This window comes from Brachybacterium sp. 107, assembly GCF_052379725.1.
Classification (GTDB): domain Bacteria; phylum Actinomycetota; class Actinomycetes; order Actinomycetales; family Dermabacteraceae; genus Brachybacterium.
In genome coordinates, this window is record NZ_JBQSYW010000003.1 from 259,727 (window position 1) to 276,528 (window position 16,802).

The following is a 16,802-nucleotide window of genomic DNA, read 5'->3' on the forward strand; positions in this document are numbered from 1 at the left end:
TGTCGTACATAAGCCCCGCTTCGGCATGACGTCGTGCGGGACCACGAACGAAAGGACCGACATGTCGCTGTTCCTCCTCGAGATCGAACCTGCCGCAGCAACCCGCGAGGGGAGCCAGGCCGTGATCGACGCGCTGCTGGTCCCGACCGGTGAGGGGTCCGCCGCCGAGCTCATCGAGTCGCAGGTGACGGCCGACCACTCGCGCCTGTTCACGATCGTCGAAGCCGGCTCCGCCGAGGAGGCCGAGCAGCTCGCCTCCTCCCTCGGCGACGCCGTCGGCACGGTGCAGGGACCCGACGAGGTCCGCCTGGTCGGCGCCGAGCTCGACGACATCAAGACGCTGCGCCGCGGGGCCGGGTATCTCGTCGAATGGGATATCCCCGCCGAGATCACCATGGAGAAGTACCTGGCGCGCAAGAAGGCCAACGCCCCCAAGTACGCGCAGGTCCCCGAGACCTCCTTCCTGCGCACCTACGTGCGCGAGGACACCGCCAAGTGCCTGTGCTTCTACGACGCCCCCGATGAGGAGGCCGTCGTGCGGGCCCGTGAGGCCGTCGAGACCCCGATCGATCGGATCTGGGCGCTCGGCGCGATCGACCTGGGCGCGAAGAGCTCGTGACCGCCGCCGTCGTCACCGAGGAGCGCAGCGCTCTCGGGCTGGCCGCGCTCCCGCCCTCGGTCGGGGCCGTGGTCGACGACGTGGGGGCGCAGGCCGGCGCCGTCGACCGGGGCGACGCCGACCTCTGGGACGGGTTGCGGGACCTCGGCGAGCAGGATCTGCTCACCGCGCCGCTGCCCCTCGTGGTCGAGCTGGCACATTCCCTCGCACGTCGCTGCACCGCCACCTCCTTCTCGCTGTGGGGCCACCGATCGGCCGTCGAGTATCACGAGGCCACGGGCGCTCCGCTCCCCGCCGGGGCCGACGTCGGAACCGTCGCCCTCGCCTCCGGCATGGCACCCGCCTTCAAGGAGGAGGCCGGGCTCGGCGAGATCCCGCTCGAGCTCACCGATCGGGCGGACGGGACGCTGTCCGTGACGGGCGCGCTGCCGTGGTGCTCGAACCTCCGCCCCGGGGCCTGGATCGTGGCCCCGGTCCGCGGCGCGGGCAACCGGCGCGCCATCGTCCGGTTCGCCCGGGACGCCGACGGGGTGACCGTGAAGCCGCTGAGGGGCCTCACGGCGCTCGACGGCACCTCCTCGGGCGTGGTCCTCCTGGACGACGTGAGCATCCCGGCCGGTGATGTCCTGACGGAGGACCTCCCGGCGTTCCGCGACCGGGTCCGGGCCCCGTTCCTGCTGATCCAGACGGGGATGTGCCTGGGCCTGGCGGGTGCGGCGCTCGACGCCGCGGAATCCGCCGTCGACGCTGCCTCCCGGAACATCCTCGCCGGGGAGTTCCACCAGGGGGCCGCGGACTGGGAGGCTCTTCGTGCGGAGCTGGTGCGCACCGTGGAGCAGGTGACGGCCGCCGCCGCCGGCGACGCTGAGCGGGTTCCCGCCCGTGACCTGGCCTCGGTGCGGCTGGAATCCGCTCTGCTCGCCGGCCGCGCCACTCGTCTCGAGCAGAAGGTCGTCGGCGGTCGGGGCTATGCCCTCGGCTCGGACACCTCGCGTCGAGCCCGGGAGGCGGCCTTCCTCCCCGTGCAGTCGCCGACGGAGACGCACCTGCGTCATCTCCTGGCGGCGCCGAATATCCTGGCGGTGGCGCCGAGTGCGGGCGGCCCCGGGGGTGCGGCATGACGACCCTCGCCCTCCGGGGCGTGACCCGCTGGTTCCCCGGCACCGCCCACCCGGTGCTGCAGGGGCTCGACCTGGAGGTCGAGGAACTCGAGACCCTGTGCGTGCTCGGCAGCTCCGGCGCCGGCAAGTCCACCCTGGTGCGGCTGCTCGCCGGTCTCGACGAGCCGCAGGGCGGCACCATCGACCGCGGTGAGGACCCCCGACGGCCCGCGCTGGTGCCGCAGTCCCCGGACCTGTTCCCCTGGCTCACGGTCGCCGAGAATGTCGGCATCGGGGGTCGCTTCGCCGCGAACGACGGACACTTCCGCACCGAACGGGTCCCGGAGCTCCTCGCCGAGCTCGGCATCGCGGAGCTGGCCGAGGCGCTGCCCGCCGAGCTCTCCGGCGGTCAGGCCCAGCGCGTCGCCCTCGGTCGGGCGCTCGCCGTGGACCCGTCGGTGGTGCTCCTGGACGAGCCGTTCTCGGCGCTCGATCCGGCGATCCGCGCCGACCTGCAGGTGTGGCTGCGGGAGGTCCTCACCCGGGTTCGGATCTCCGCGGTGCTGGTCACCCATGACGTCGACGAGGCGCTCACGGTCGCCGACCGCATCGTCTATCTCGACGGGCCGCGCGGTCTCACCGCCCACTGGCGGCCCGTGAGGATGGCACCGGCCGCGACGAGGTGCTCGCCCACTACCGGGCGGGATCGCTCGGAGCCATCGCATGACCGTGCGCCCGACCCGTCGGGCACTGTTGGGAGGTGGCTCGGCGACCCTGCTGGCCGGGGCGGCGGGCGCCGGTCTCGGTCTCGGCGTGCGCCGCGGTCGCGCCGCCACACCGGACCCGTCGGGCCCGCTGCGGATCGCCTACCTCCCGATCACCGACGCCGCCCCGCTGCTCATCGCGCACGCCCGCGGGTACTTCCAGGAGGCCGGGATCGAGGTCGCCGAGCCGGTGCGCCTGCGCTCCTGGGCCTCGATGGGCGAGGCGCTGCTCGCAGGAAGCGTCGACCTGGTCCACCTGCTGTTCCCGATGGCGCTGCAGATGCGCCTGGACCTCGGGGCGGACATCCGCGTGCTGGGGGCGAACCACGTAGACGGCTCGGCTCTCACCCTCGGCCGGGACGTCCCGGAGACCGCCGCACTCGCCGGACGTACCCTCGCGATCCCGGCTTGGTACTCGATCCACAACGTCATCGTCCAGCAGATGCTCCGTGCCGAGGGGCTCACCCCCGTCGTGCGCCGCACCCCCTCGGCGACGCGCGGAGAGGTCGCGCTGGTTCCCATGGCCCCAGCGGACATGATCCCCGCTCTCGACGCCGGCTCGATCGGCGGATACACCGTCGCCGACCCCTTCAACGCGATGGGGGAGGCGAAGGGCGTGGGCACCATCGGCCGCTTCCTCGGGGACGTCTGGCGCTCCCACCCCTGCTGCGTGACGGTCGCCTCCGGGGGTCTGCTGCGACGACCGGCGGCTCAGATCGACGCCGTCGCCGAGGCCCTGGTGCGCGCACAGCGCACCTGCCGTGAGGATCGCGAGGGGGTCGCCGCGGACCTCGCCGGCACCTACCTGCCGCAGCCCCTGCCGGCGATCCGCGCCTCCCTGCACCGGCCCGATGCCGGCCATGCCCGCGTCGAGCATCCCGACTGGCACGGCGAGACCATCGACTTCACCCCCGTCCTGCGCCCCGGGTTCACCGCCCGGCTCGTCGAGGAGATGCGTGACACGCTCCTGGACGCGCCCCTCGGTGAGCTCAACCGGATCGACCCCGCCGCGGTGCACGGACTCGTCGTCGACGACGACGCCCTGCGGGACGCCGCCCACCGTCTCGACCCGGCGGCGCTGGCGGGCCTGGACGACACCGAGGAGATCCTTCCGTGAGCATCGCCCCCACCGAGCTGGACCCCGACGATCTGGAACCCCCGGACGGCCCCGCGCCGGTGCCTGCTGTCGGAGGGTCCCGCAGCGCTCGGTCGCGACTCGCGCGACCCCCTCGCGCGGCCCTGGCGTGGGGAGCATGCGGCGCGGTCGCGACCGTGCTCGCCTGGTGGGCGTTCACCGCCGTCGGAGGGCCCGGCAGCCCGATGCTCGCCGCCCTCTCCCCGTGGCGGGTCCCCGGCGCCCTGGCCTCGCTGCTGTCCACGGGCGTGCTGCTCCAGGATCTTGTGACCAGCACGGTGCGGCTGCTGGCGGGGCTCGTGATCGCCGCGCTGCTGGGGATCCCCGCCGGGGCGCTGATCGGCCTGCATCGCCCCACGCGCTGGGCCACCGCCGGGCCGGTCCAGTTCGTCCGGATGATCTCGCCGCTGTCCTGGGCCCCGGTGGCCGTCGCCCTGCTGGGCGTGGGCTCCGCCCCCGTCATCTTCCTGGTGGCGGCCGCCGCGATCTGGCCGATCCTGCTGGGAGCCGCCTCCGCGGTGGGGTCGATCGACCAGCGTTATGTCGCCGTCGCGCACACCCTTGGAGCCCGACGACGGGAGATCCTGCGAACCGTGGTCGTCCCCTCGGTGCGGCCTGCGGTGCTCCAGTCGGTGCGCCTGGCGCTCGGCATCGCCTGGGTGGTGCTGGTCCCTGCGGAGATGCTCGGAGTCACCAGCGGGCTCGGCTACGAGATCCTCAACGCCCGTGATCGTCTCGCCTACGACGAGATGCTCGTCGTGATCCTCGTGATCGGTGCTCTCGGCGCCGCGATCGACGCTCTGGCACGCCTGCTCCTCGCTCCTCGGCGCGGCTGGCCCGTGCGGTCGAGTCCTCGCCGGACTTCACATCAGGTACCTGCAACCCGTAGTATCACCTAAAGACCGGGTGTCGGGGAGTTCTCCGCGGCGCCCGAAGACACCGCCGTCCAAGAAGACATCGCCGTCTAAGGAGAACCACGTGCCCGAGGCCGTCATCGTCGCCACCGCCCGCTCACCCATCGGTCGCGCCCGCAAGGGCTCGCTCAAGGACGTCCGCCCGGACGACCTCGCCGCCCAGATGATCCAGGCGGCCCTCGACCAGGTACCGCAGCTGGACCCGAGCACCATCGACGACCTGCAGCTGGGCTGCGCGATCCCCGAGGGGCAGCAGGGCGGCAACCTCGCCCGTACCGTCGCGATCCGCCTCGGCCTGGACGCCGTGCCCGGCGCGACCGTGACCCGCTTCTGCGCCTCCTCGATCCAGACCACCCGCGCCGCGTTCCACGCCATCGTCTCCGGCGAGGCGAAGGCCGTGATCTCCGCCGGCGTCGAGTCGATCTCCTCGAGCACCGGCAAGCTCATGGACGAGGACGCCCGCGACCCGCAGTTCCGCGAGGCTTGGGAGCGCACCGACCGGCGCGCCAGCCGGGAGATCCCCGCCCCCTGGCACGATCCGCGCGAGGACGGCGAGCTGCCCGACGCCTACATCCAGATGGGTCAGACCGCGGAGAACGTCGCCGAGCTGCGCGGGATCTCCCGCGCCGCCCAGGACGAGTTCGCCGTGCGCTCGCAGAACCGCGCCGAGGCCGCGATCGCCTCGGGGTTCTTCGAGCGCGACATCACGCCGGTGACCCTGCCCGACGGCACGGTCGTGGCGACCGACGACGGCCCGCGCGCCGGCGTCACCCTCGAGTCCGTCGGCGCCCTGGATCCCGTCTTCCGCCCCGACGGGACCGTCACCGCCGCCAACTGCTGCCCGCTCAACGACGGCGCCGCCGCCCTCGTGATCATGGAGGCCGAGTACGCGAAGGAGCTCGGCATCACGCCGCTCGCCCGCGTGGTCGCCACCGGCGTCTCCGGCCTCAGCCCCGAGATCATGGGTCTCGGACCGGTCGAGGCGACCCGCAGGGCACTCGCGCTCGCCGAGATGAGCATCGACGACATCGACCTGGTCGAGATCAACGAGGCCTTCGCCGCCCAGGTGCTCCCGTCGGCCGAGGATCTCGGCATCGACCACGACAAGCTCAACGTCCACGGCGGCGCGATCGCGCTCGGCCACCCCTGGGGCTCCACCGGCGCCCGCCTGACCACCACCCTGCTGAACGGTCTGCGCGAGCGCGACGGCCGCTTCGGCCTGGCCACCCTGTGCGTCGGCGGCGGGCAGGGAATGGCCCTCATCATCGAGAGGATGTCCTGATGACCAGCACGAACAGCACTCCCTGGAACGCCCCCACCCCCGGGCACATCTCCCTCGGCGGCAACCCCGGCAGTCCCGAGGATGACCGGCAGGACTCCGTCGTGACCGACCGCGCCGTGGTCTCCGCGCCCGACGCGACCGCCGCGACGCCGGCCGAGCTGCTCCCCGTCACCGCGGACCACTTCTCCCTGTTCCAGGACGTGGCCGGTGAGGATCTCGCGGCCTGGCGTGACGCGCGCTCGCTGGCCGCCGAGGTGCTCCCGCGGATCAACGACTGGTGGGACCGCGGCGAGTACCCGATCGAGCTGGTCGGCCGCCTCGGCGAGCTCGATCTGCTCACCGACGGGCTCGACGTCCCCGGACATCGCTCGCTCACCCCGCTCGCGACGGGCCTGGTGAACATGGAGCTCTCGCGGATCGACGGATCCGTCGGCACCATGGTCGGCGTGCAGGGCGGCCTCGCGCTGCGCTCGATCATGCTGCTGGGCTCGGAGGAGCAGAAGCAGCGCTGGGCCGAGCCGCTCGCGACCGGCACCGAGTACGCCGCCTTCGCCCTCACCGAGCCCGATCACGGCTCCGACTCCGTCTCCCTGGAGACCGTCGCCCGCCGGGACGGGGACAGCTGGGTGCTCAGCGGCGAGAAGCGCTGGATCGGCAACGGCGCCGGCTGCCACGTCTCCGTGGTGTGGGCCCGGGTCGAGGATCCGAGCGATGAGGCTCTGAACGGCCAGGTCAGCGGCTTCCTCGTCGACCAGTCGCTGCCCGGCTACGAGGCCGAGGTGATCCGCGGCAAGGTCGCCCTGCGCGCCATCCACCAGGCGCACATCACGCTGACCGAGGTCACGGTCCCGCTGGACGCCCGCCTGCCCGGCGCCCGCTCCTTCAAGGACACCTCGACAGTCCTGTTCGCGACGCGTGCGGGCGTGGCCTGGGGCGCCCTCGGCCATGCGACCGCCTGCTACGAGGCCGCGCTCGAGCACGCCACCACACGCATCCAGTTCGGGCGCCCGCTCGCGAAGGCGCAGAGCGTCCAGGTGCGTCTGGCCTCCATGCTGCAGACCCTCACCTCGATGCAGCTCTACTGCGTGCGCCTCGCCGAGCTCGAGGCCGACGGCACGATCCGCCCTGAGCAGGCCTCGCTGGCCAAGGTGCACAACACCCGCGCGGCCCGCGAGATCGCCTCCGACGCCCGGGATCTGCTCGGCGGCTCCGGCATCCTGCTGGAGAACCGGGTGGTGCGCCACCGCAGCGACATCGAGGCGCTGCACACCTACGAGGGCACCGACACCATGCAGTCGCTCATCGTGGGTCGCTCGATCACGGGGACCAGCGCCTTCGTGTGAGGGATACCCGGCACGGGAGCAGGCTCACAGCACCTGCTCCTGTGCCCTAGGCCTGCTCCTGTGGCTCAGGCCTGCTCCTGGGCCCGTGCCTGCTCCTGCACGCGTGCCTGCTCCTGCACGCGTGCCTGCTCCTGCATCCCTGCCTGCGCTCGCCACTCTGCCCGCTCCTGCGCGATGACGTCCCGCCCGAAGGACAGCACGAGCAGGGCGAGCGCGACGGCGAGGATCCCGGTGGCCAGCTGCGCCGGGATCACGGGCACCGTCGCCGCCAGCAGGGACACGCCCTGGAGGGCACCGATCAGCCGCCGGGACAGGCTGTAGCCGAGCGGTCGGCGCAGCGCCGGGCGGATCCCTGAGGCCGCGACGTACGCGTAGCGCATCAGCCCGATCGCGAGCACCCAGGGGCCCACGGTGATCGCGGCGAGCGCGGAGAGCGCCATGACCAGCGCTGCGTCGGCCTCCATGTCGATGCGGGCCCCGATCGGGCCAGCGGTTCCGGTGCGCCGGGCCACGTGGCCGTCGATCCCGTCGGAGGCGAGGGCGACGCCGATCAGCGCCGCGAGGACCCACCCGCGCGAGGGCACTTGCCCGGCGAGGGCGAGAACGGTCACCGCAGCGAGCGCCCCGGCTCCCAGCAGGCGCAGCATGGTCAGGAGGTCCGCCGTGGTGACGGGGCCCGGAGCCCGGGGACGCAGGGTCACGGCCGCGACGGCCAGCGGTGTCAGGCTCAGCAGCAGAGCGAGAGCGCCGATCAGCGCCGGCGGTGAGGCCAGGAGGACGAGGCCGGTTCCTACCGTGAGCAGACCGGCGGTGAGCAGGGCGAGGACCGTCGTGACGCGGCGCAGGCCCTGCGGCCGGGGCGTGGCGGATTGCGCTGGCTCCATCGCCCGAGCGTAGCCCCCGGCCTCTGAGCCGGCGGGCAGCGTCCGGCATCCCACCCGACGCCCCACCGAGGCCGGTGCGCCGGCTGCCTCGTGCAGGTGCCCTCGATCTCCCGCCGCTCCATGTCCGCCGACGCCGCGGTACGCGTCACAGCCCACGCAGGGTCTGGGCGAGGACCTCGCTGTGCTGGCCGGGGCACAGGCGGTACGTCCAGGTCTGAGAGGGCTTCCCCTGCTTGATCACTCGGTTCTCCCCGGTCTGATCACCGCAGCCGAGCGTGTCCTGATTCAGCAGGAAGGCGTTGAGGTCGGTGAGCACGGTGCCGGTGGTGTCCCAGCCCAGGGGTGCGCCGTCCCCCTCGTCGGGCGCGAGTTCGTCGCCCCAGCCTGCCGGGGGGGGGGCTCCCCGGTGATCCCCATCCCGATCTCGTGCCGCGCCGCGGAGAGCTCGTATCGCTCGACCGGGGCCGATTCGTCCGGGCCGCCCCCGGTGGGGCCGTCCTCGGTCCAGGGACGAATCTCGATCGTCCAGTCGTCGACGGGGTGGGCGAGCTGCCCGAGCGGCTCGGGGTCGGCATCGCGCACGGAATCCTCCAGGTCGCGCAGGGGCGTGCCGTCGCCGCAGTCCTGCACGTCGGAGTCGTGGGTGATCGATCCGGAGATCGAGACGCTCGTGGCCGCGATGTCGGTGCAGGGATTGTGCTCCTTCTCCGAGAGCTTCCCCTCCCAGACCACATAGGCGCCGGCCCTCTTCTCGATGAGGTCGCGCGCCTCGGGGTCGAGCTCATCGGTGGTCTCGTAGATCACCGCCCCGTTCGGGAGCTCGTAGCGCTGGCTGATGGTGTCGGCCGCGATCGTCGTGGAGCCCTCTCCGAAGTACCCGAACATCCCCGCGGCGGAGCTGCCGATGGTGATGACGTCGTCGTCGGCGAGCTCAGGTCCGTCCCCGGCGGGCAGCAACGAGCAGGAGCTCAGGGCGAGCGTGAGCGCGCCAAGCAGGGCAAGTGCCCCGGGTCGTCGTGCGGTCATCATGGATCCCCTCCTCCAGGCTCCCCCGAGCCGTGTGCCGCCAGCGTACTGGGGACGCGGCACGCCGAGGAGGGGGAGGAGTCCCCACCGGACCCGGCTCAGGCGCCCCCGAGCGGCAGAGTCCGCTCGAGCTCTGCCCGCCAGGGGGCCAGGTCCCAGCCCTGCGCCGCGACCCAGTCGTCGTCGAAGTAGGTGTCCCCGTAGCGGTCGCCGCTGTCGCACAGCAGCGTGAGCACCGAGCCGCTCTCACCGCGCTCGCGCATCTGGGCGATCAGCTGCGCCGCCGCCATCAGGTTGGTGCCGGTCGACGCCCCGACGCGCCTCCCCAGATGCTCCGACAGGTGGCGGGCGGCGGCGATCGAGGCCGCGTCCGGCACCCGGATCATCCGGTCCACCACCCCGGGCACGAAGCTCGGCTCGACCTGGGGGCGACCGATGCCTTCGATGCGGGAGCTGTGGTCCGTGGTCACCGTGGGGTCCTGCTGCACCCAGCCCTCGAAGAACGCGGAGTTCTCGACATCGGCGACGCACAGCCCGGTGGGCAGGCTGCGATACCTCAGCAGACGGCCGAAGGTCGCGCTGGTGCCGCCCGTGCCGGCGCCGACGACGATCCAGCGCGGCACCGGATGCGGTTCGAGCTCCAGCTGCGCGAGCGCGCTGACGGCGATCGAGTTGTTCCCGCGCCAGTCGGTGGCCCGTTCGGCATGGGTGAACTGGTCCATGAACAGCCCGCCCTGCTCGTCGGCCAGGCGCTGCGCCTCGGTGGCCATCTGCTCGGCGTGATCCACGTAGTGGCAGCGGCCGCCGGCCGATTCGATGAGTGCGATCTTGCTGGTGCTGGTGGACCGCGGCACCACCGCCACGAACGGGATCCCCAGCATCTTGGCGACATGAGCCTCGCTGACGGCAGTGGACCCCGAGGACGCCTCGATCACCGGCATGCCCGGCCGCAGCTGGCCGTTGACCAGGGCGAACAGGAACAACGAGCGGGCCAGCCGATGCTTCAGACTGCCCGAGGCATGCGTCGACTCGTCCTTGAGGTAGAGCTGGATGTCCCAGCTCGGAGGCAGGTCCACGCTCACCAGGTGGGTATCGGCGCTGCGACGCCCGTCGGCCTCGAGCCGATGGATCCGCTCCGCCACCCATCCCCTCAGGGACTCATCGCTGCGATCCAGGTCCTCGAGCTGCTGCGGCCACATCGCGGTGTCATCCATGCGACGACCGTACCTGGGGGAGGAGGCTCGGTCTGCCCGGAGACGGCGGACCCTCGCGCACCAGCCCTCGCGGCTCCGATCGTGCACACTGTCGGGAGGCACGAGATGCTCGGCCGCGCTCTGGAGACGGACGACGATCGGTACGAACGACGAGACGATCGCGACGAACGACGAGACGATCGCGACGGATGACGAGTGGTCGACGGAGCGGGTGGTTGACGGAGTGAGTGGTCGACAGAGTGAGTCGACAACGGGGTGGGGGGACGGATGACTGCGCGCACGACGGTGGACGATGCTGCGTGCCGCACAGAGCGCCGACGCACCGGCCGTGTCCCACTGCTGCTCTCCGCCGCGGCGCTGCTCACCGCCTGTGGTGGCGTGGTGCCTCTGCCCGCGGGAGAGGCCGTCGCGCACTACGACGAGGTCGCCGCGGAGCTCACCTCCGCACTCGGCGAGTCGACCGGTCAGGAGTGGAGCCTTCTCGAGCACCGGCGGGAGGTGCAGGAGCGAGAGGGAGTGTGCCGGTATTCGCCGGGCGACTGGGAGACCGGGACGACCCTGCTCGGCGTCTCCGGGGACGACGGATGGGACGAGATCATCGCGGCAGTCGACCCGGTGCTCGTCGAGCACGGGTTCTCCGAGCTCGAACGCCCGACGCGACAGGGAGCGCTGTACCTGGTCCGCGCCGCGGACGAGCACGGGGCCGAGGTGACGCTCTCGGCGCAGGGAACGCTCCGCATCGCCGATGCAGAGATCACGACGGAGTCCTGCTCCGCAGAGTCGCTCGCCCTCTGAGCGGGTGGCGGCGCTGAGTGCTGATCACTGATCACTGAGCGCTGAGCGTCGGCCTCGACGAGGGGTGCCGGGACGATCGCCGCTGTGGCCGATCTGCTCAGACGGGGGAGCGCGTGCCGGCCGCGGGATGTGCTCCACGAGCGCGGTGGGCCTCTTCACGGCTGCGCAGCAACTCGACTGTGCGGGCATCGTCCCAGCGCATGAGCAGGTAGTAGGCGAGAGGCAGCGCGACGGTGACCGCTGCGCGCCATGCGAACGGCGCGTCATGGGGCAGCCAGGTGGCCAGCAGGTAGCTCACCGCGATGAACACCGAGCTCGCGACCCGTGCCGGCGTGAACGCGGGAGCGATGAAGGCTCCCCAGCACCGGATCTGTGCCGTGATCCCGAGCGTGCCGAACAGTGCCAGGAGCACGAGGAGGAGCAGGAGCCGGGCGATGATCGGCAGAGGAAGCACCTCGAAGAGCAGCGCCGCCATGGCACCGTAGAGGATCGCCTCCGCCACATGCACAGCGCGAGGGACGCGGCGGGGTGTGGGGAGGGCGGCGGTCGACGTCGTCATCTCGGACCTCCTAGGGCGTTCCACCGTACGTCACGAGCCGCCGTCCGGGCAGGGCATCGGGCGGGTTCAGGGCGTGCGGACGGCGCCGAACGTGACTCGTCGCCGCAGCGCGAAGCCGAGCTTCTCGTAGCCGCTGATCGCCCCGGTGTTGGCGGCCGACGCGTGCAGCAGGGCCCGGTCGCCGCGCTGCTGGATGTGGAAGGCGACGTCGAGCACGAGGCGGGAGGCGAGACCCTGTCGGCGATGGTCGGCGTCGACCGCGACCCCGCTGATCTCGGTCCAGCCGTCGGGGTGCAGGCGCTCCCCGGCCATCGCGATCAGGCGCCCCTCGCGGCGGACCCCGACGTACCGCCCCAGCTCATGGGTGCGGGGCAGGAACGGTCCCGGTTTGGTCCGTTCGACGAGGGCGAGCATGTCGGGCGAGTCCGCGGCGCCGAGCTCGAGGGCCTCGGAGTCGGGGCGGGCGCGCAGCAGAGCCGTCTGCGTCAGCTGGACGCCGGGGATTGAGAACACCTGCTCCCAGCCCTCGGGCAGCACCGGGTCGGCATGCGAGACGCCGACGGTGGCGCCGTGGCCGAACAGGTCCAGGACCGCGTCCCACACGTCGGGATGCTCCCAGTCCTTCACCCCGACGAAGGGGGAGACGTCCTCGGGGAAGTGCTTGACGAGGTCGTTCCCGACCGCCTGGTGCGCGTGGTGGCCGGTCAGCGAGGACCAGACGGGGTTGTCCAGCACGGGGTCGTCCAGCACGGCATCGCTCAGCTCGGAAGTGTCCGGCAAGGAAGGGTCCGGCACGGCATCGTCCGCGATGTCGGGTCCTTCGGGCGAGGGCTCGCGGGCGGACTGGTCCTGCAGGGTCATCAGGCTCCTCGGGAGGCATCGGAGATCGGAGAGGAGCGTCGCTCCGTCGGCCCTTGGAGCCGACGCAGCGACGCTACTCCCGATGGCCTGTGGTGCCCAGAAATGTGTCGCAGAGCAGACGCTCGCGCCCAGAGTCGCCCTGTGACGCGCGGCGGCCGCCCCGTGCGAAGCAGCCGCCCCGTGCGAGACGGCCGCGTTGAGGGTGATCAGGTGATCAGGTGATCAGGTGATCAGGTGATCAGGCGACGAGGCTGTCGATCTGGTCGATCGCGGAGCGCGAGCCCTCTTCGACGCCCATGTCGAGCACCGTCTGGAGACCCTCACGGGTTCCGAAGGTCGTCACGTACCTCGCCAGGGTGGTCCCGTCCTGTTCGGTGAAGGTGCTCACGCAGGTCGAGGTCGGCATCTCGGGGTTCGGGGCGAAGCTCTCATCCGCGAAGCCGTCCTCGTAGCTGAAGGAGGAGGGCTCCTCGACCGTGAGCACGTTCCAGTACCCGTAGACGTGATCGCCTTCCGGGCCGGTCATGTAATAGGTGACCCGACCGCCCGGGGAGAGATCGTGGTCGACCACCGTGGCCGGGTACTCCGGCGGGCCCCACACCTTCTCCAGCTGACGCGGGTCCGCGTAGATGTCCCAGATGCGCTGAACGGGTGCGGCGAACTGCGCGGTGATGGTCAGAGTGAGGGCGTCGAGGTCGTGGCTGATATCGGTGACAGGCATGATCAGTCCTTCGGGTGGGACGGGGGCGTCGGAGCCGGGTCGGCCTCGGCGTCGAGGAGATCGTCGATGCGGGCGATGCGGGCGATGCGCTCGCGCCAGACGGCTTCCAGCTCGGTGAGCAGCTGCGCGGCGGAGCGCACGGTGCCGGCGTCGCCCCGGGTCAGGGTCTCCCGGCCGGTGCGGCGGCGGGTGATCAGGCCTGCTCGTTCGAGCACGCCGACGTGCTTCTGCACGGCGGTCAGACTCATCGAGTAGTTCCTGGCCAGGGACGATACCGACTGCTCGGTGACCAGGACGCGTCGCAGGATGTCGCGGCGCGTCCTGTCCGAGAGGGCGTGGAACCAGGCGTCGACCCGGTCGTCGGAGATCTGATGCACACGACGAACCTACAACCTGGCGGTTGTGGTTAGCAAGGCTTCCTTCACAAGTTCTCCATTAAAGAACAGTTGGTAGTTAGGTCAAGAGATCGTAAAGTCGCTTCCGGGGACGACGCAGTCCCTGCCGGAACCAACGAGGCGATCCGTCTCGGACCGGGCCGATTTCACGGGGGAGTGAACACAATGTCTGCAGGAACGCGTGGTGGGCGCCGAGTGCGCAGAGGGTCGATGCTGATGGCGGTGATGGCGACAGGGGCACTCCTGAGCGCCTGTGGTGGAGCCCCGGCTCCGGACAGCGCCGAGGGGGCGCGTGCCGGAGGAGCCGAGGGGCAGGGCGCGGTCGTGGCGGACGCGGACGCGGGCTCCGGAGCCGGCACCGGCGCCGACGACGCCGCGGCTGTGGTCGACAAGAGCGCCGACAAGCATGTCGGCAAGAGTGTCGACAAGGCTGCTGGCACGGCTGCTGACGGCGGCGCCGACAAGTCGGCTGCCGATGAGACGGGTGGGGCGGGTGACCACAGCTCCCAGGGGAGGAGCGCAGAGCATCGCCACGACGAGGGCCGGGGGGACGGCGGCCACGGTCGGGGTGGTGACGAACAGGGTGGTGACGACCAAGGTGACAACCAGGGTGGCGACGACCAGGGTGGCGACCAGGGTGGCGACCAGGGTGGCGACCAGGGTGGTGGCGACCAGGGAGACGGCTCGGACAGCGGAACCCCCGTCGATCTTCCTGCCGACTGGGCCGGGACCATCTCGACCGAGACTGTGCCCGCCTCCAACGGGACCCAGTACTTCGTCATGAACTATCTGTACGGGGAGGATCGGGCCGTGACGTCGATGACCGGCGAGGAGGTCGCGGGCCAGGAGTTCTTCGGCGGGACGGACGTCGAGTGCGAGGGCATCGCCTCGCTGGCAGGATCCTCGGCGAGCTGCCTGCTCACCGAGGGATCGCAGGAGCTCCCGATCGAGGCACGGCTGGTGCCTGTGGCGTTCGGCCACTCGGCGCTGCTGCTCAGCGCCGACGCCGACGGGCTCACGGCTCTGTCGATCCAGGAGGGCACGCCGCTGGGACTCTGGGGGACTGGGGTGGCGGAGCTCGAGAACGTCACTGCGGCGGATGTCGAGGATGCCGCGTTCAACGCGGTGCTGATGGCCGAGCACCCCGATGGTGATGTCCCGCCGGAGATCACCATCGACTGCGCCGTGCTCGACGCCGGGGCGCACGCCACCTGCGAGGTCGCCGGAACGACCGACGGCGGCGGCGACGGCACCTGGTACGCCACCGCTCAGCCGGGGTTCGGATCTGACGTCACGTACCTGTTCTCCCAGCTCCCGGTCTGACCCGGGTGGGACGGGGTGGGGGCCCCGTCCCGTATCCGCGGTGCGCCGTGCTTCCCGGGGAGGGGGAGGTGCGGCGCATCGTGCTGTCCGGGCTCATGCGGATCCCTCCGGCCCGTCCTGGTCACGACGGCGCGCCGGGTGCGGCTCACGCCTATGCTCGTCCCATGGAGCAGCAGCGGGGGACCCCGTCCGGCTACGACTGGGAGCGTGGGTCCCTCCCGTCGGAGACGGAGATGTTCGCGCCAGCGCTCTCGTCCACGCCCGCCTCAGAGCGTCGGTCACCCGGCGCCGCCGGCCCGGATCCGCAGGGCGAACGGCCCTCGCGCGGCTTCCCGCCGTGGGCGATCGTCGCCATCGTCGCGCTGCAGGTGGTGGCGCTGGTCGGCTCCGTCGGCCTGATCGTCGGCGGCGCACTGCGGCTGCTCGATCAGGATCCGGACCCCGACCCGGCCGCGGCGCCCGCCACGCGCTCCGGGCAGACGCAGGAGGCCGCGCCGGACAAGACCCCCGGAGTCGTCACCGATGACCAGGGTGAGGAGCTCTCGGACGGCACCGGCGGCTTCGACGACCCGGCCGTCGTCGGTGAGCACACCCTCAGCTGGACGACGTGGACCGGCGGCACGATCAGCGTGAGCGCCCTCGCCGTGGATCTCGATGCGAGCCTTCCGGGCGCCCGGGGCACGACGGTGGTCGAGGACGGCTACCGGCTGGTCGAGGTGGCCTATCAGGTCGTCTACGACGGGCCGGGGCAGCTCGCCCCCGTCGAGGAGCTGTGGATCTCCGGGGAGTCCCACCGCGCCTACTACCAGGACATCGCGCAGGGGCTCCTCCCCGATCCGATGCAGGAGGTGCGGCCGCTCGGCAGCGGGCAGAGCGCCGAGTTCCACAGCCTGCTCCTGCTCCCCGACGACGAGCTCGACGGGCTCCGGCTCGGGGTGGAGACCTACAGCGGCGAGATCCTCTACTTCGACCCGCGGTGACCACTCGCTGCGTCGTCCCGCAGCAGCCCGGGTGCGTTAGCGTTGCCCGAGACGCACGGATCTTCGCCGCGCGCCGCACGCCACGCTGAGGAGGGGGACCCCGGCGCACGCCCGGCACACCATGGACCAGTCATCTCTGCGCACCCCTGCCCCGACGCCGCGCACCGAGCCGATGGGCGCCGGCGGGCCCGACGGACAGCGCCCTCGCTCCTCCCGGACGACCTTCTTCGCCGGTATCGGATGCGTCGCCCTGATCCTGGGACTGCTCCTCGGTGTGGGCGGCTTCTTCGGGGTGCGTGCCGTCACCGGCGGTGACCCGTCGGAGACCGCTGGCACCGAGACCGGCGGGACCGGGGAATCCCTCGAGGCCGCGCCCGTGGGCAAGGAGGCGGCTGTGCCGATGGGCACCACCTTCCCCGTCGTCTCGCCCGACGAGTACATCGGCGAAGTGCAGGTCGCCGTCACCGAGATCGACTGGGACGCGACCACGGAGGTCGCGGAGGCCAACACGTTCAACGACGCCCCCGGGTCCGGCGAGAAGTACATGCTGACCACGCTGGAGGCGGCCTTCCGCGGCGAGGGCACTCTCTCGACCGCGTTCTGGGTGAGCGTGACCTACGTGGCCGAGGACGGCACGGAGTACGGCGACAGCTATGCCATCACGCCCCTCCAGTCCCAGCTGCCCTGGGAGGTCGCCGACGGGACCGACTTCTCCCAGCAGATCGCCTTCCTGATCCCGCAGGACGCCCCCGAGGGCGGGCACATCGTGCTCTCCCCGGTCGTCGCCGCGGACCTCGAGGAGGGCACGTGGGTGACTGCGGCCTGACTGTGCCAGGCCGCCCGGGACCCTGCCCGACCGTGCCAGGCCGCGCGGGAGCATGCCCGGC

The 16,802-nt window shown here is 71.9% G+C and carries 18 protein-coding genes and 1 pseudogene; 11 read left to right on the forward strand and 8 right to left on the reverse strand.

The genetic code is table 11. The features are described 5' to 3' along the window. The first annotated feature begins 61 nt into the window (after positions 1-61). The 7 genes and pseudogenes from ACT3UL_RS06030 to ACT3UL_RS06060 all read left to right on the forward strand — a co-directional run bounded on the left by ACT3UL_RS06030 (position 62) and on the right by ACT3UL_RS06060 (position 7,157). Positions 62-619, forward strand: coding sequence for a DUF4242 domain-containing protein (locus tag ACT3UL_RS06030; protein WP_444577229.1), 558 nt, complete (start codon positions 62-64; stop codon positions 617-619). Next, the gene (locus ACT3UL_RS06035) at positions 616-1,740 is read left to right on the forward strand and encodes an acyl-CoA dehydrogenase family protein (RefSeq protein WP_444577230.1); all 1,125 of its coding nucleotides are present in this window, start codon (positions 616-618) and stop codon (positions 1,738-1,740) included. Before ACT3UL_RS06030 ends, ACT3UL_RS06035 begins: the two co-directional genes overlap by 4 nt. Beyond that, positions 1,737-2,141, forward strand: a pseudogene (locus tag ACT3UL_RS06040) (ATP-binding cassette domain-containing protein); the annotation flags it as partial. The gene ACT3UL_RS06035 and the pseudogene ACT3UL_RS06040, both read left to right, overlap by 4 nt. A 301-nt stretch (positions 2,142-2,442) precedes the next feature. Next, on the forward strand, positions 2,443-3,600 hold the full coding sequence (locus tag ACT3UL_RS06045) for an ABC transporter substrate-binding protein (RefSeq protein ID WP_444577231.1): 1,158 nt from the start codon (positions 2,443-2,445) through the stop codon (positions 3,598-3,600). Continuing rightward, entirely contained in the window at positions 3,597-4,517 is a 921-nt protein-coding gene (locus tag ACT3UL_RS06050) for an ABC transporter permease (RefSeq protein ID WP_444577232.1), read from the forward strand. Before ACT3UL_RS06045 ends, ACT3UL_RS06050 begins: the two co-directional genes overlap by 4 nt. A gap of 79 nt (positions 4,518-4,596) precedes the next feature. Next, a complete protein-coding gene (locus ACT3UL_RS06055) occupies positions 4,597-5,814 on the forward strand; it encodes an acetyl-CoA C-acetyltransferase (RefSeq protein WP_444577233.1) in 1,218 nt (405 codons plus the stop codon). Further along, complete coding sequence (locus tag ACT3UL_RS06060) at positions 5,814-7,157, forward strand: acyl-CoA dehydrogenase family protein (RefSeq protein WP_444577234.1); 1,344 nt, start codon at positions 5,814-5,816, stop codon at positions 7,155-7,157. Before ACT3UL_RS06055 ends, ACT3UL_RS06060 begins: the two co-directional genes overlap by 1 nt. 65 nt (positions 7,158-7,222) lie before the next feature. On the opposite strand, the gene ACT3UL_RS06065 is transcribed toward ACT3UL_RS06060, so the two are convergent. The 4 genes from ACT3UL_RS06065 to ACT3UL_RS06080 form a co-directional block, all read right to left on the reverse strand. After that, positions 7,223-8,041: a CDP-alcohol phosphatidyltransferase family protein gene (locus ACT3UL_RS06065; RefSeq protein ID WP_444577235.1), complete on the reverse strand. Its 819-nt coding sequence runs from the start codon at positions 8,039-8,041 to the stop codon at positions 7,223-7,225. 145 nt (positions 8,042-8,186) lie between these two features. Next, on the reverse strand, positions 8,187-8,357 hold the full coding sequence (locus ACT3UL_RS06070) for a hypothetical protein (protein ID WP_444577236.1): 171 nt from the start codon (positions 8,355-8,357) through the stop codon (positions 8,187-8,189). After that, complete coding sequence (locus tag ACT3UL_RS06075; RefSeq protein WP_444577237.1) at positions 8,327-9,070, reverse strand: hypothetical protein; 744 nt, start codon at positions 9,068-9,070, stop codon at positions 8,327-8,329. The genes ACT3UL_RS06070 and ACT3UL_RS06075 overlap by 31 nt, the downstream gene beginning before the upstream one ends. 95 nt (positions 9,071-9,165) lie before the next feature. Beyond that, the gene (locus tag ACT3UL_RS06080; RefSeq protein ID WP_444577238.1) at positions 9,166-10,281 is read right to left on the reverse strand and encodes a PLP-dependent cysteine synthase family protein; all 1,116 of its coding nucleotides are present in this window, start codon (positions 10,279-10,281) and stop codon (positions 9,166-9,168) included. 267 nt (positions 10,282-10,548) lie between these two features. On the opposite strand from ACT3UL_RS06080, the gene ACT3UL_RS06085 reads away from it, so the two are divergent. Next, positions 10,549-11,076 (forward strand): hypothetical protein, encoded by a 528-nt coding sequence (locus tag ACT3UL_RS06085; RefSeq protein WP_444577239.1) that lies wholly within the window; start codon positions 10,549-10,551, stop codon positions 11,074-11,076. 97 nt (positions 11,077-11,173) lie between these two features. Here the strand turns inward: ACT3UL_RS06085 and ACT3UL_RS06090 are convergent, their stop codons facing one another. From ACT3UL_RS06090 to ACT3UL_RS06105, 4 genes are all read right to left on the reverse strand, one after another. Further along, positions 11,174-11,635 (reverse strand): hypothetical protein, encoded by a 462-nt coding sequence (locus ACT3UL_RS06090; protein ID WP_444577240.1) that lies wholly within the window; start codon positions 11,633-11,635, stop codon positions 11,174-11,176. Positions 11,636-11,701: 66 nt separating this feature from the next. Next, positions 11,702-12,496, reverse strand: a complete 795-nt coding sequence (locus tag ACT3UL_RS06095; protein WP_444577241.1) for a GNAT family N-acetyltransferase — start codon at positions 12,494-12,496, stop codon at positions 11,702-11,704. A gap of 238 nt (positions 12,497-12,734) precedes the next feature. Continuing rightward, positions 12,735-13,217, reverse strand: a complete 483-nt coding sequence (locus ACT3UL_RS06100) for an SRPBCC family protein (RefSeq protein WP_193116928.1) — start codon at positions 13,215-13,217, stop codon at positions 12,735-12,737. A gap of 2 nt (positions 13,218-13,219) precedes the next feature. Further along, positions 13,220-13,594, reverse strand: a complete 375-nt coding sequence (locus ACT3UL_RS06105; RefSeq protein ID WP_444577242.1) for an ArsR/SmtB family transcription factor — start codon at positions 13,592-13,594, stop codon at positions 13,220-13,222. A 183-nt stretch (positions 13,595-13,777) separates the two neighbouring features. On the opposite strand from ACT3UL_RS06105, the gene ACT3UL_RS06110 reads away from it, so the two are divergent. From ACT3UL_RS06110 to ACT3UL_RS06120, 3 genes are all read left to right on the forward strand, one after another. Further along, the gene (locus ACT3UL_RS06110; RefSeq protein ID WP_444577243.1) at positions 13,778-14,935 is read left to right on the forward strand and encodes a hypothetical protein; all 1,158 of its coding nucleotides are present in this window, start codon (positions 13,778-13,780) and stop codon (positions 14,933-14,935) included. 164 nt (positions 14,936-15,099) lie between these two features. Then, a complete protein-coding gene (locus tag ACT3UL_RS06115) occupies positions 15,100-15,915 on the forward strand; it encodes a hypothetical protein (protein WP_444577244.1) in 816 nt (271 codons plus the stop codon). Positions 15,916-16,036: 121 nt separating this feature from the next. Next, positions 16,037-16,741 (forward strand): hypothetical protein, encoded by a 705-nt coding sequence (locus tag ACT3UL_RS06120; RefSeq protein ID WP_193116932.1) that lies wholly within the window; start codon positions 16,037-16,039, stop codon positions 16,739-16,741. The last annotated feature ends 61 nt before the right edge of the window (positions 16,742-16,802 follow it).

Excerpts from the sequence above, each read along its gene's own strand:
- ACT3UL_RS06045 (WP_444577231.1), top strand. The coding sequence starts at position 2,443 with ATGACCGTGCGCCCGACCCGTCGGGCACTGTTGGGAGGTGGCTCGGCG.
- ACT3UL_RS06095 (WP_444577241.1), bottom strand. The coding sequence starts at position 12,496 with ATGACCCTGCAGGACCAGTCCGCCCGCGAGCCCTCGCCCGAAGGACCC.
- ACT3UL_RS06080 (WP_444577238.1), bottom strand. The coding sequence starts at position 10,281 with ATGGATGACACCGCGATGTGGCCGCAGCAGCTCGAGGACCTGGATCGC.
- ACT3UL_RS06110 (WP_444577243.1), top strand. The coding sequence starts at position 13,778 with ATGTCTGCAGGAACGCGTGGTGGGCGCCGAGTGCGCAGAGGGTCGATG.
- ACT3UL_RS06115 (WP_444577244.1), top strand. The coding sequence starts at position 15,100 with ATGGAGCAGCAGCGGGGGACCCCGTCCGGCTACGACTGGGAGCGTGGG.
- ACT3UL_RS06075 (WP_444577237.1), bottom strand. The coding sequence starts at position 9,070 with ATGATGACCGCACGACGACCCGGGGCACTTGCCCTGCTTGGCGCGCTC.
- ACT3UL_RS06060 (WP_444577234.1), top strand. The coding sequence starts at position 5,814 with ATGACCAGCACGAACAGCACTCCCTGGAACGCCCCCACCCCCGGGCAC.
- ACT3UL_RS06085 (WP_444577239.1), top strand. The coding sequence starts at position 10,549 with ATGACTGCGCGCACGACGGTGGACGATGCTGCGTGCCGCACAGAGCGC.
- ACT3UL_RS06090 (WP_444577240.1), bottom strand. The coding sequence starts at position 11,635 with ATGACGACGTCGACCGCCGCCCTCCCCACACCCCGCCGCGTCCCTCGC.
- ACT3UL_RS06065 (WP_444577235.1), bottom strand. The coding sequence starts at position 8,041 with ATGGAGCCAGCGCAATCCGCCACGCCCCGGCCGCAGGGCCTGCGCCGC.
- ACT3UL_RS06100 (WP_193116928.1), bottom strand. The coding sequence starts at position 13,217 with ATGCCTGTCACCGATATCAGCCACGACCTCGACGCCCTCACTCTGACC.
- ACT3UL_RS06030 (WP_444577229.1), top strand. The coding sequence starts at position 62 with ATGTCGCTGTTCCTCCTCGAGATCGAACCTGCCGCAGCAACCCGCGAG.
- ACT3UL_RS06120 (WP_193116932.1), top strand. The coding sequence starts at position 16,037 with ATGGACCAGTCATCTCTGCGCACCCCTGCCCCGACGCCGCGCACCGAG.